13 protein-coding genes are annotated in these 12,718 nt (G+C 43.1%); all 13 read left to right on the forward strand.

What is annotated here, in order from left to right:
• Positions 1–2 precede the first annotated feature (2 nt).
• On the forward strand, positions 3–821 hold the full coding sequence (gene fliH, locus ISP07_RS04935) for a flagellar assembly protein FliH (protein ID WP_054553273.1): 819 nt from the start codon (positions 3–5) through the stop codon (positions 819–821).
• Between the two features lie 17 nt (positions 822–838).
• A complete protein-coding gene (fliI, locus tag ISP07_RS04940; RefSeq protein ID WP_054553272.1) occupies positions 839–2,173 on the forward strand; it encodes a flagellar protein export ATPase FliI in 1,335 nt (444 codons plus the stop codon).
• Positions 2,173–2,628, forward strand: coding sequence for a flagellar export protein FliJ (gene fliJ / locus ISP07_RS04945; protein ID WP_209327002.1), 456 nt, complete (start codon positions 2,173–2,175; stop codon positions 2,626–2,628). The genes fliI and fliJ overlap by 1 nt, the downstream gene beginning before the upstream one ends.
• 112 nt (positions 2,629–2,740) lie before the next feature.
• The gene (locus ISP07_RS04950) at positions 2,741–5,059 is read left to right on the forward strand and encodes a flagellar hook-length control protein FliK (RefSeq protein ID WP_209327003.1); all 2,319 of its coding nucleotides are present in this window, start codon (positions 2,741–2,743) and stop codon (positions 5,057–5,059) included.
• A gap of 72 nt (positions 5,060–5,131) precedes the next feature.
• Positions 5,132–5,653, forward strand: coding sequence for a flagellar basal body-associated protein FliL (gene fliL, locus ISP07_RS04955; protein WP_054562177.1), 522 nt, complete (start codon positions 5,132–5,134; stop codon positions 5,651–5,653).
• 9 nt (positions 5,654–5,662) lie between these two features.
• Positions 5,663–6,754 (forward strand): flagellar motor switch protein FliM, encoded by a 1,092-nt coding sequence (gene fliM / locus ISP07_RS04960; protein WP_054553268.1) that lies wholly within the window; start codon positions 5,663–5,665, stop codon positions 6,752–6,754.
• Between the two features lie 22 nt (positions 6,755–6,776).
• A complete protein-coding gene (fliN, locus tag ISP07_RS04965; protein ID WP_054553267.1) occupies positions 6,777–7,178 on the forward strand; it encodes a flagellar motor switch protein FliN in 402 nt (133 codons plus the stop codon).
• Positions 7,175–7,558, forward strand: a complete 384-nt coding sequence (fliO, locus tag ISP07_RS04970; RefSeq protein WP_194442542.1) for a flagellar biosynthetic protein FliO — start codon at positions 7,175–7,177, stop codon at positions 7,556–7,558. The genes fliN and fliO overlap by 4 nt, the downstream gene beginning before the upstream one ends.
• A 4-nt stretch (positions 7,559–7,562) precedes the next feature.
• Positions 7,563–8,303: a flagellar type III secretion system pore protein FliP gene (gene fliP / locus ISP07_RS04975; protein WP_199529237.1), complete on the forward strand. Its 741-nt coding sequence runs from the start codon at positions 7,563–7,565 to the stop codon at positions 8,301–8,303.
• Between the two features lie 40 nt (positions 8,304–8,343).
• Complete coding sequence (fliQ, locus tag ISP07_RS04980) at positions 8,344–8,613, forward strand: flagellar biosynthesis protein FliQ (protein WP_209327004.1); 270 nt, start codon at positions 8,344–8,346, stop codon at positions 8,611–8,613.
• Positions 8,614–9,393 (forward strand): flagellar biosynthetic protein FliR, encoded by a 780-nt coding sequence (gene fliR, locus ISP07_RS04985; RefSeq protein WP_209327005.1) that lies wholly within the window; start codon positions 8,614–8,616, stop codon positions 9,391–9,393. It abuts the gene before it with no gap.
• A 9-nt stretch (positions 9,394–9,402) separates the two neighbouring features.
• Positions 9,403–10,533, forward strand: a complete 1,131-nt coding sequence (gene flhB / locus ISP07_RS04990) for a flagellar biosynthesis protein FlhB (RefSeq protein ID WP_209327006.1) — start codon at positions 9,403–9,405, stop codon at positions 10,531–10,533.
• 71 nt (positions 10,534–10,604) lie between these two features.
• Positions 10,605–12,716, forward strand: coding sequence for a flagellar biosynthesis protein FlhA (gene flhA / locus ISP07_RS04995; protein WP_209327007.1), 2,112 nt, complete (start codon positions 10,605–10,607; stop codon positions 12,714–12,716).
• The last annotated feature ends 2 nt before the right edge of the window (positions 12,717–12,718 follow it).

Raw genomic sequence — 12,718 nt, forward strand, 5'->3', positions numbered from 1 at the left:
CCATGAGTAAGTCTTCATTTCATACAGGACGCCCAGTACATGCCAGTGAAGCAGCCGATGAACTATTGGAAAACTGGCCAATTCCTGAAGTGACGCAAGATACAACAAAACTCGCTGGACGCTCAACGGCGTATGGCACGCCTTTAGCTGACTTATATCGTAAAGAGCAGCAAAAGCAGCAGGCCGAAGAGCAGCCAGAAGAGCCTGAAATTCCGTCATTGACCATGGCTGAACTTGAAAAAATCCGTCAAGATGCCTATGAAGAAGGGCTAAAGCAAGGTCATGAACAAGGCTATATAGATGGTTTTGAAAAAGGCGCGCATGAGGGGAAAGAAGCTGGTTTTAAAGAAGGTGTTGAGCTTGGTAAGGAGCAAGGCCAAGAAGAAATTAAGCCTATTTTAGAAGAGCAGCTCACCAACTTAAGAAGCTTACTTGATAGCCTTTCTCAACCATTATCTAAAGTCGATGAAAGTGCCGAAAAGCAGTTAGTGCAGTTAGCTGTGATGCTGACAGAGGTCTTAGTTTACCAAGAAATTAAAACCTCACCTGAAGTCATTTTACATGCTTTGAAGCAAGCCATTGATGCGTTAGGTGAAGAGCAAGTGAAAGTACGTATTCACTTACATCCTGATGATATTGCTTTAATTACCGAAAGTTATGGCGAACAAACTATTGCAGATAACCATTGGCAGTTAGTGGCAGAGCCGACTTTAGAGCGCGGTGGCTGCGAAATTAAAACCCCGCAATCATCCCTCGATATGACGATAAAAACTCGCGTCAAAGAAACGTTGGAAAACTTTTTGCATAGCAGTGGTATCTAACACTTTTTAGGCTCATTATGAGTGCTCAATCAATGACTCTTAGCGAACGCTTACAGCGCTATGAAAAACATATCAAGGCTCCAAAACCGGCTGTTGCCGGTATTCTGACGCGTGTTGTTGGTTTAACGCTAGAAGCAAAAGGGCTTAGAGCACCTGTTGGTAGTCAATGTAAAATTGAAACCATTAACGGCTTTGTTGATGCTGAAGTTGTTGGCTTTAATGACCAAACACTGTACTTAATGCCAAATGATCACATCTCTGGCGTACTACCAGGTGCGCGAGTTATCCCAAAAGTAAACGAAACAGGATTGCCTGTAGGCATGAGCTTGCTTGGCCGCGTAGTAGATGGCCTTGGTCGGCCACTTGATGGCTTAGGTGCAATTAATGCTGAGCATCACTTAAAGTTTGCGCAAAACGCAATTAACCCGCTGGCAAGACGACCAATCAGTCAACCTATGGATGTAGGTGTACGAGCCATCAACTCCGTTATTACCGTGGGTCAAGGCCAGCGTATGGGTCTGTTTGCAGGCTCTGGTGTTGGTAAATCAGTGCTACTAGGTATGATGACTCGTGGTTCTGAAGCAGATGTAATCGTGGTTGGCCTTGTGGGTGAACGTGGTCGTGAGGTAAAAGAATTCATTGAAGAAATTTTAGGAGTCGAAGGGCGTAAGCGCTCAGTGGTGGTTGCAGCCCCTGCGGATGCGTCACCATTAATGCGTTTAAAAGGCTGTGAAAGTGCAGTGACCATTGCGGAATACTTTCGCGATCAAGGACTTAACGTGTTGTTATTACTTGACTCTGTTACCCGTTATGCCATGGCACAACGTGAAATTGCCTTAGCGGTTGGTGAGCCTCCGGCTACGAAAGGTTATCCGCCTTCAGTATTTGCTAAATTACCTGCGCTGGTGGAGCGTGCTGGTAATGGTGGTGAAGGGCAAGGTGCCATTACAGCGTTTTTTACTGTACTTAGTGAGGGCGATGATATGCAAGACCCAATTGCTGACTCTGCCCGCGCTATTTTAGATGGCCACATTGTTTTATCTCGAGATTTAGCCGACAGTGGTCACTATCCGGCTATTGATATTGAAAAGTCGATTTCTCGTGTAATGCCGCAGGTTGTATCTGAAGCGCATATGCAACAAGCGCGTGTGCTCAAGCAAGTGTATTCAATGTATCAACAAAACAAAGATATGATCACCTTAGGAGCGTACCAAAAAGGCACCGATCCTATGCTCGACCAAGCAATTAATATGATGCCGCGAGTCAATCAATTCCTTCAACAAGGTATGAAAGATGTGATCAGTTATGATGAAGGTCTGCAAGGTCTAGCGCAGTTATTAGGGCAAGGTTAATGGCTAAAAGTAAACTTGATTTATTGTTAAAGCTTGAGAGCGATAAAGAAGAGTCTTTACGCATGGATTATTTAAAAGCACAGCAGCACTTACAAAGTAATCAACAAAAACTGCAAGGGCTGAATAACTTTCGCATGGAGTATTCTCAGCAGTTACACTTGAAAGGTCGCTCTGGTTTGTCTAGTGCTGGCTTCAGCCAATATCATGCTTTTATTGCAAAAATTGAAGAAGCGATACGCCAGCAAGCAAGTACAGTGAATACCGCAAAACAAGTTGTGACACAGCGAAAAGCACTGTGGTTAAAGCAACAAGTGAAAGCAAAAGCAGTAGCGAAGTTAATCGAAAAGCAAGCTGAAAAACAAGCGATGCAAGTGGCAAAAGCAGAACAAAAAATGCTGGATGAATTTGCTGCAAATCAGTTTTATCAGCGCCAACTTAAAAACGCACTTCTTTAAAATACTTCCTTTTTAGGCATGTTAATTGCATTTACCTAACCAGTAGCATTAATTTTGGCACTTGCGGCGGCAAATTGCCTCATTACTTTAGATGACTAGGTTTAGGTGAATTATGGCGATCAGTGATATCAATTTGCAGGTTAAAACTGAGCAAGGTACTGGTTTTTCAGGCAAAGACTCAGAGTCTAACAACAAAGCATCGGGCTTAAGTTTTTTAACTTCACTGACAGAAGCAAGTGAAGCGGCAAACGCGCAAGCAAAAAGTGATGCAGATGCTGACTCAGTTGATGAACCTAAAGCTATCAGTACTTCTGAAGAACCTAAATCAGATGCAAAACCAGGTGATGAGAATACAGCGACTGATGCTAAAGCTGCAACTACTCCCACATCTACAGATCAGCAGCCTAAAATAAATCCAGATGTTCGTAATGAAGCTGTAACTAAAGAACAAAGCGATGAACTTGCACTTGTAGAAGATGAAGATAACTCACTGCTTTCGCAAATTAATGCGGCTCAAGCTATGAGTACACGTGTTAATAAATTGATTGAAAATAATGACTTTAGCCCTGTAGTTGTTGATAAAAAACCAACCCCAATCGATACCATTACACCTGTAATACCTTCACCTATGACAGACGTTGCGCAAACCGATGATTCAAAAGTCGCAGCAGAAGATGACAACTCAATCGCAAGTTTATTACATAAGTCTAAAGTTGCGACAGTGGTAGATAGTCAACTAAAAGCGATTGGTGATTTACCGCCAAAAGATAGCGTGACCCCTATTGTTGATGGCCCATTAACAGACAAAGAAAAGCAGGGTGTTTCAGCTGTTAATACACCGGATACAAAACCTCAGGTAGCTAACTTTGCCAGTGCAATACAAGCAACTGACAGTAAAGAAACCACTGTTGATTTAGACGCTGTAAAAACAGCTGATGGAAATGAACTCAGCGCGAGTGATAAAAGCAAAGCTGTTTTAAGCAAGATGCTTAGCGATGCAAATAATAGCGTTCAAACTGATGCAAAAGCGGCTGAAGTGACGACAAAGCAAGCGCATGGCAACGTTGATAAGCCAGCAGTAAACCTAGCTACTGAGCAGGTAGCCCCAAAGAGCGTTGAAGCAAGCGCGGCAAAAGCATCAGATAAACCAGTAACTGATAAGTCAATCGTTAAGCTGCTTGCCAAACTACAAAGTGGCGACGGGCAGGCTGTAAGTGAGTTCGCTAAAGGTTTGTCGCTCAGCACTGATCAACAAAAGCAACTTGAACAACAAATCAATCAACTAAAAGTTGACAATAAGCTTGGCGCTGATGAGCTGGCAACAATCAAGTCGCTATTGACTGATGTGATGAGTAGTAAGCCTACAACACAAACTGCACAGAGCCCTGTATCACAATTTGCTGTAGAGCAAGACATTGCTGATGAAAGCCTGACAAAACAAGATGCTAAATTAGCTGATAATAAAGCGCTTGATACTAAACTGCCGACTAGCATCGAAAAGCAAATCACTGCACTGACGAAAGATGAGCAGCAAGCACTGTTAAATAAAGTGAATACTCAACTGCAAACGTTAACGCCGGGTACTGCTCAGTACGAAAAACTTTCTGCGGCACAAACTGTGCTCAAAGAGGCTATTAATGCCCCCGCAACAGCCAGTAATGCGATGCCAGTAACCGCAGCAACAGTGAATGTTGAAAGTAATAATACAAAACAAAACAATACTGCGCAGGTTACAGCCGATGTTACAAAGGCTGCAACTAATGAAGAAGTAACTTTAGAGCTTGATACAAAAATTAATACTGAACGTACACAAGAAGCTGTGCCTTCGCGTGTAGCTCAGTTATTTACTCAGTTAACGACTCAAGCCAATGCAGCAACACAACCGGGTGCCTATGAGGTGGCTCATCAGCAATATGAGCAAGCAATTGATGCACAAACAATGCAGACTCAAGCAACCGCACAAACTCAGGCTCACTCTAAATCGGTGAGCATTGACCCTGGTGTAATGCAAGCGATCAATATTATAAAGAGTGACGCCGCAAAGATGCTTCAAGAGCGAGTTAGTGCGTTACTAAATATTAATAATAAAGAAGCTGAAATTCGCTTAGACCCACCAGAAATGGGCAGTATGCAAATTCGTATACGTAGCGATGCTGAACAAGCGCAAATTAATTTTGTTGTTCAAAATCAGCAGGCTAAAGAAGCTTTAGAGCAATCAATGCCACGTTTGCGCGAAATGCTTGCGCAGCAAGGTATTGAACTGGGTGAAAGTAGTATTCAGCAGGGTAACCCTGAGCAACAACAAAAGCAGTCTGGGCAAGGGCAGCTTGCAGGAAATCAACAAGCTGAGGAGCAACAACCAGAAGTAACAGCGCAAAGCGCAGAAACTTCTCGACAACAATCTTCATCATCAATAGATTACTATGCATAAGTCCTGCTATTATAAGAAATAAAATAGTTACAGCGCAATAAACAGCTTGCTGTAACTTTGAGGGAAGTGACAATGGCCGAAGAAGCAAATTTAGAAATAGAAGATACGGGTAAAGGCAAAAAGAAGCTGATTATCATCATTGCTGCAGTAGTGTTGATTGCTGGTGCTGCTGCGGGTTACTTTTTATTTATGGGCGATGATGCCCCTGAAGAAAGCCTAGCAGATGAAACCACAGTGACAGAGGCTGCTGCACCATCGAGCTCCGCACAGATTGGTTCGGCTCTGTATGTCGCAATGCCACGCCCATTTGTATTTAATGTACCCGGTGCGAGTCGCGACCGTATTGTGCAAATAAAAGTTCAGCTACTTGTTCGCGGTGAAGTGAACGAAGAAACTGCCAAAAAGCATATTCCACTTATCGAAAGTACTTTACTTGGCGTTCTTTCAACAACGACCGCAGATGAATTAGGTACCAGTGAAGGTAAAGAGTCAGTGCGTGTTGCTGCACTTGAAAAAGTACAATCAGCATTAAGTGATGTTGAAGGTAGCAAAGTGATAGAGCGGGTATTATTCACCGGCTTTGTGATGCAATAAGGGGTCAGCGTGAGCGATTTATTATCTCAAGACGAAATTGATGCGCTTTTACACGGCGTTGATGAAGTCGAAGAGGAAGATATTCACGAAGGTGATGACTTAGACAGTAATACCTTACAGTATGACTTCTCATCACAAGATCGTATTGTCCGTGGTCGTATGCCGACCTTGGAGATCGTGAATGAACGTTTTGCCCGTCATATGCGAATTAGCCTATTTAACATGATGCGCCGCACCGCTGAGGTGTCAATCAACGGCGTGCAAATGATTAAATTTGGCGAATATATCCATACCTTATTCGTGCCAACCAGTTTGAACATGGTACGTTTTCGTCCGTTGAAGGGCACTGGCTTAATTACCATGGAAGCCCGATTAGTATTCATTTTAGTGGATAACTTTTTTGGTGGTGATGGCCGCTATCATGCAAAAATAGAAGGCCGTGAATTTACGCCAACAGAACGGCGTATTGTTCAAATGCTCCTTAAAATCATCTTCGAAGATTATAAAGAAGCATGGGCGCCGGTAATGGATGTGTCTTTTGAGTACCTTGACTCAGAAGTTAACCCTGCGATGGCTAACATCGTAAGTCCAACTGAAGTGGTTGTTATTAGCTCTTTCCATATTGAGCTAGATGGTGGTGGTGGTGATTTCCATATCGCATTACCGTATTCAATGCTTGAGCCAATCCGTGAATTACTCGATGCCGGTGTGCAATCAGACACCGAAGACACCGACTTACGTTGGAGTAAAGCATTACGTGATGAGATCATGGATGTAGAAGTCGATTTATCGACTCAATTGCTTGAGGTTGATTTAACGCTACAACAGATTATGGAGCTTAAAGCTGGCGATATTATCCCAGTTGAAATGCCAGAGCATATCACCGTATTTGTAGAAGAACTGCCGACCTTCAGAGCGAAAATGGGCCGCTCTCGTGACAATGTAGCACTACAAATTAGCGAAAAAATTAAACGCCCTGAATCAGTTAAGTCAGAACTACACGTGTTCACAAAAGGTGGCAAAAAACTGGATTCAGATGCAGAATTAGCAGAACTAGAAGAAGATCTACATCTATCTGAAGGTGTAGATTTAGACTGGTAGTCGATTTATAAGGTTAAACATAATGAGTGATGATCAAGATACAATGGACGAATGGGCCGCGGCACTAGCCGAAGCTGAAGAGGCTGAGGGTGGCTCAGGCGATGCTGCTGTGGCAGAGCTTGATGAATTAAAAGATGAAAGACATGAGCTATCGGGCGACGAAAAACGTAAGCTTGATACCATCTTGGACATTCCGGTTACTATTTCGATGGAAGTGGGCCGTTCAAAAATCAACATTCGTAACTTATTACAGCTTAACCAAGGTTCAGTGGTAGAACTAGACCGAGTTGCTGGTGAGCCACTTGATGTATTGGTTAATGGCACGCTGATTGCGCATGGTGAGGTGGTTGTTGTAAACGATAAGTTCGGTATTCGTTTAACTGACGTTATCAGCCAAGTTGAGCGTATTAAAAAGTTACGATGAATGCTTTAGTCGCTTTAACAAGTGCGTCGAGCACTGCATTTCCTACGGCATCACCGACGGCAGATTTACTGTCTATGGTGATGTCTTTGCTTTTAGTGCTGGTGGTTATTATTGCTTTGGCTTTTTTGGTGAAAAAATTAAACCCAAACCTTGCCAACAGTGAGGAGTTTAAAGTAGTGCGCAGTTTGCCTTTAGGCTCTCGTGAGCGTTTGATGGTCATTGAAATTGATAACGCTCAACACTTAATTGGTGTGACTCCGCACAGTATTAATTACCTCCATAAGCTAGAAACACCATTACAAGAAAAAGAACTGCCAGAACTTGCCAAGAAATTTGGAAAGTTACTGAACCCACAATCACCTTCAAATAAAAAGAATTAACGCTATGATCAAGTGGATACTTATTTTAGCAAGTGTGTTGTTTTTGCCGTCGGTTAACGCTGAGGGTATAGAAGCACTGACCATTACCACCAACCCTGATGGCTCTCAAGATTACTCAGTGACGCTACAAGTGTTAGCGATCATGACGGCGCTGAGCTTTATTCCAGCGGCGGTCATTATGATGACCTCATTTACACGGATTATTGTGGTTCTGGCGATACTACGCCAAGCAATAGGCTTACAACAAACGCCTTCGAATCAAATTTTGTTAGGCATGTCACTATTTTTAAGTATTTTTATTATGGCGCCAATTTATCAGCAGGTGAATGAGCGCGCTATTGAGCCATACTTGAATGAACAAGTTACCTCTGTACAAGCATTAGAGCTTGCCAAAGAGCCAATGAAAGCGTTTATGCTCTCACAAGTTCGTATAAAAGATTTAGAGACCTTTGCGAAAATAGCCGGCTACGACAAACTCGACTCGCCAGAAGACACGCCGCTGATTGTATTGATCCCAGCGTTTGTTACCAGCGAACTGCAAACGGCCTTTATCATTGGTTTTATGTTTTTCATCCCATTTTTGATTGTGGATTTAGTAGTGGCCTCCGTATTAATGGCCATGGGTATGATGATGCTTTCGCCGATGATTGTGTCGTTACCCTTTAAGATCATGCTGTTTGTATTAGTAGATGGTTGGAGCCTTGTGATGGGCACGCTGGCGAAGAGCTTTGGGCTTGGAGTGTGACAATGCAATTCAAGACACATAATTAGGTAGGAGAGACAAAATGGAACCCGAAATTTTTGTCGATATACTCAGTGATGCGCTATTTTTAGTTATAAAGTTGGTGTCTGCAATCGTAGTACCTGGCTTATTAGTCGGTCTTGTAGTGGCTGTTTTCCAAGCGGCAACATCAATCAATGAGCAAACCTTAAGCTTTTTACCTCGTTTGCTAATTACCATAAGCGCTCTTATTGTCGGCGGTCACTGGTTTACGCAAGAATTAATGGATTTTTTTAATCGTTTAATTCTGTCTATTCCTGAGATTGCTGGCTAAATGGAGTTTCCTTTTGCGGTCATCATTCAATGGCTTAGTGATTTTTTGCTGCCATTGGTGCGTATTAGCTCGATGATAATGATTATGGCAGGCCTTGGCGCTAAAAATGTGCCAACCCGAATTAAACTTGGCTTGTCAGTGGTTGTAACCTTTGTTGCGGTGCCTATGCTGCCCCCTGCGACTTTCAACAATCTTTTTTCGTTTGAAATGATTTTCGTGGTTATTCAGCAAATGCTCATAGGTGTTGCAATTGGGTTTGCATCTGTTTTATTGCTAAATACTTTTGTCCTTGCCGGGCAAATACTTGCGATGCAAACAGGTCTAGGTTTTGCGTCTGTCGTAGATCCATCGAATGGTCTGAGTGTACCCGCTGTGGGGCAATTTTATCTGATCTTGGCGACTTTGCTTTTCTTTGTGTTCAATGGCCACTTAATGATGATACAAATGGTCATTCATAGTTTCGAAGTGCTGCCAATTGATGGCAATTGGTGGTCGGTCGATCATTATTGGGATATCGTTACTTGGGGTGGTTGGATGTTTACTACGGCTCTCGTATTATCCCTCGCCCCTTTAACTGCCATGTTAATTATAAATATGTCATTTGGTGTAATGACTCGTGCAGCGCCGCAGTTAAATATTTTCTCAATTGGCTTTCCGTTTACCTTAGTAGCTGGTCTTGTGATTATCTGGGCAACACTAGGTAATTTCATGACTCAATTTGAGTTTCAGTGGTTAAAAATGGTTGAGTTAATGTGTAGCCTTGTTGGTTGTACACCTTAGGAGCGCGCCATGGCTGAAGATTCAGGTCAAGAAAAAACCGAAGAACCCACCGGGAAAAAAATAGAAGACGCCAAGAAAAAGGGGCAGGTAGCTCGTTCAAAAGAGCTGGGTACTATGTTCGTACTAATCTTTTCGGCAGTATCACTCTTGCTGTATGGCCCTGAAATTGGCAAAGGTCTTTATAATGTGATGGGGCGTCTATTAAGTCTTAATCGCAATGAAACCTACGACACCACTAAGATGTTTTCGGTGTGGGAAATCGTTGCGGATGCGTTGTTATTCCCAATGGCAATGTTTGTGTTGATCATCGTCATAGCCGCTTTTGTTGGGAATACTTTACTGGGTGGCTATAACTTCAGTTGGCAAGCGGCAGCACCAAAAGCAAGTAAAATGTCTCCTGCTAAAGGGATAAAGCGCATGTTTGGTCCTCAAGCTGCGGTTGAGTTATTAAAGTCAATTTTAAAATTTGCTGTCGTTGCTGGCTTTGCAGTGTTTTTAATCAACACCTTCTTTGATGAGATACTGCATTTAAGTATCGAAAGTGCACCAGGAAACATCATACATGCCCTTGAAATCCTCGCTTGGATGTTTTTAGGTTTGACGTGTACGCTCGTGATTATTGCTGCCATTGATGCACCTTACCAGAGTCATAAGCACCATAAACAGTTAAAAATGACCCTACAAGAGGTGAAAGACGAATACAAAAACTCAGAGGGTGATCCGCAAATAAAAGCGCGTATTCGCCGTACTCAGCGTGAAATGTCGCAAAGGCGTATGATGCAAGACGTGCCTGATGCAGATGTGATTGTAACCAACCCGACCCATTATTCTGTAGCACTCAAATACGATACAGCTAAAGCGGGTGCGCCTATTGTTCTTGCCAAAGGCGTGGACGAGCTTGCTATGCAAATTCGTAAAGTGGGCAAGGGGAATGACGTGCCAATTGTTGAATCACCCATGCTTACTCGTGCGCTATATCACACCACCGATGTTGGCCATCAAATACCTGATCAGCTATTTACTGCCGTTGCACAAGTGTTAGCTTATGTCTTCCAATTAAAACGCTTCCAAAAAGGGCGCGGTAAACGCCCTGTACCACTCAATAAAAAGCTCCCAATACCCGATGCCTACAAATACTAAACAGTAAATTTATAACTTGGAATAGTTATTGCAAATTCCGTGTAGTGTCAATTTTTTGAAATTGTTGGATTATGGAATTTAAAGCGGTATTACAACAACTTAACAGAGATAAAAAAGAATATGCAAAGGGTGTCGGCACGCCGTTACTAGTACTTGCTGCGCTGGGTATGGTGATTTTACCCCTGCCGCCGTTTCTTTTAGATATTCTATTTTCGTTTAATATCGCATTAGCATTGGTGGTGTTACTGGTTACAGTTTACACCATGAAACCCCTTGAATTTGGTATGTTCCCTGCGGTTCTACTGATTGCAACCATCATGCGCTTAGCGCTGAATGTTGCCAGTACCCGTGTAGTATTACTCGAAGGTCATAACGGCGGTGATGCAGCCGGTAAAGTTATCGAGGCCTTTGGTTCGGTGGTTATCGGCGGTAACTATGCAGTTGGTTTAGTGGTCTTCCTGATTTTAATCATTATTAACTTTGTGGTTATCACCAAAGGTGCAGGTCGTATTTCTGAAGTATCAGCTCGCTTTACTCTTGATGCAATGCCGGGTAAACAAATGGCGATTGATGCTGACTTAAACGCTGGTTTTATCAGTGCTGAGCAAGCCCGTGAACGCCGTGAAGAGGTTACCCGCGAAGCCGATTTCTATGGTTCAATGGATGGTGCGAGTAAGTTCGTAAAAGGCGATGCAATAGCGGGTATCGTTATTCTAGTGATTAACATCGTTGGTGGTTTATTTGTTGGTATGATCCAACATGATTTATCGTTCAGCCGTGCGATGGAAGTTTACACCTTGCTAACCATTGGTGATGGTCTAGTTGCACAACTGCCTTCATTGTTACTGTCAATCGGTACTGCAATCGTTGTTACCCGTCAAAATGAATCGCACAACATGGGCGACCAAGTTAAGACTCAGCTCGGTAACGAAAAGTCTTTGTATATCGCATCTGGTATTTTGATCATCATGGGTCTTGTGCCAGGTATGCCGCATATTGCATTTTTAAGCCTAGGTGGATTACTGGGTTACCTTGCTTACTTCACCCAACAACAAAAAGCCAAAGCAGAAGCCGAAAAAGCAGAGCAAGAAGCAAATGGTGGTGCGCCAGGAACAGGTGTTGCTAATAAACAAGAGCAAAAAGAACTGGGTTGGGATGATGTTCAACAGGTTGACGTTATTGGTTTAGAAGTGGGATATCGCTTAATTCCACTGGTTGATCAATCTCAAGGTGGTGAACTGTTAAATCGTATCAAAGGTGTGCGTAAGAAATTGTCTCAGGAACTTGGTTTCTTGGTACCTCCTGTGCATATCCGCGATAACTTAGAACTTGACCCAAATGCTTATAGAATCACTATGATGGGGGTTTCAAGCGGTGAGGGTGAGCTTAAGCATGGTGATGAGTTAGCGATTAATCCAGGCCAAGTATTTGGTCCAATCAAAGGGGTTGCCACAAAAGACCCTGCATTCGGATTAGATGCGGTTTGGATCAAACCAGATCAAAAAGATGAAGCACAATCACTTGGCTACACAGTCGTTGATTCAGCAACTGTGGTTGCAACTCATATTAGTCAGTTACTTACTAATAGCGCAGCTTTACTGCTTGGTCATGAAGAAGTGCAAAACTTATTAGATATGTTAGCGAAGAGTCATCCTCGTCTTGTTGAAGGGCTGGTTCCTGATGTATTACCACTCACTACTATCGTAAAAGTGCTACAAAACTTACTCAATGAAGGGGTGGCAATTCGCGATATGCGCTCGATTGTTCAAACTCTTGTTGAGTATGGCCCACGTAGCCAAGACCCTGATGTACTAACGGCTGCAGTGAGAATTTCACTACGCAGACTGATTGTTCAAGACGCTGTTGGTATGTCTTCTGAGATCCCTGTCATAACCTTGGCGCCTGAGTTGGAACAGATGTTGCATCAGTCACTTCAGAATGCAGGTGACGAAGGTGCCGGAATAGAGCCAGGCCTTGCAGAGCGACTTCAACAATCATTGAATGAAGCGCACCAAAACCAAGAAATGGCCGGCGAACCTTCGATACTGTTAACGTCAGGAATGTTACGGACTGTGCTATCTCGCTTCGTTAAGTACACCATCCCAGGTTTAAGGGTGATGTCTTACCAAGAGGTACCAGACGAAAGACAGATTAAGATTGTCAGCTCAGTAGGCCAACAATAGGA

The organism is Pseudoalteromonas sp. PA2MD11 (assembly GCF_017808125.1).
In the GTDB taxonomy this organism is placed as follows: domain Bacteria; phylum Pseudomonadota; class Gammaproteobacteria; order Enterobacterales; family Alteromonadaceae; genus Pseudoalteromonas; species Pseudoalteromonas simplex.

Coding starts and splice junctions, on each gene's coding strand:
- fliH (WP_054553273.1), top strand. CDS start 3: ATGAGTAAGTCTTCATTTCATACAGGACGCCCAGTACATGCCAGTGAA.
- fliI (WP_054553272.1), top strand. CDS start 839: ATGAGTGCTCAATCAATGACTCTTAGCGAACGCTTACAGCGCTATGAA.
- fliJ (WP_209327002.1), top strand. CDS start 2,173: ATGGCTAAAAGTAAACTTGATTTATTGTTAAAGCTTGAGAGCGATAAA.
- ISP07_RS04950 (WP_209327003.1), top strand. CDS start 2,741: ATGGCGATCAGTGATATCAATTTGCAGGTTAAAACTGAGCAAGGTACT.
- fliL (WP_054562177.1), top strand. CDS start 5,132: ATGGCCGAAGAAGCAAATTTAGAAATAGAAGATACGGGTAAAGGCAAA.
- fliN (WP_054553267.1), top strand. CDS start 6,777: ATGAGTGATGATCAAGATACAATGGACGAATGGGCCGCGGCACTAGCC.
- fliO (WP_194442542.1), top strand. CDS start 7,175: ATGAATGCTTTAGTCGCTTTAACAAGTGCGTCGAGCACTGCATTTCCT.
- fliP (WP_199529237.1), top strand. CDS start 7,563: ATGATCAAGTGGATACTTATTTTAGCAAGTGTGTTGTTTTTGCCGTCG.
- fliQ (WP_209327004.1), top strand. CDS start 8,344: ATGGAACCCGAAATTTTTGTCGATATACTCAGTGATGCGCTATTTTTA.
- fliR (WP_209327005.1), top strand. CDS start 8,614: ATGGAGTTTCCTTTTGCGGTCATCATTCAATGGCTTAGTGATTTTTTG.
- flhB (WP_209327006.1), top strand. CDS start 9,403: ATGGCTGAAGATTCAGGTCAAGAAAAAACCGAAGAACCCACCGGGAAA.
- flhA (WP_209327007.1), top strand. CDS start 10,605: ATGGAATTTAAAGCGGTATTACAACAACTTAACAGAGATAAAAAAGAA.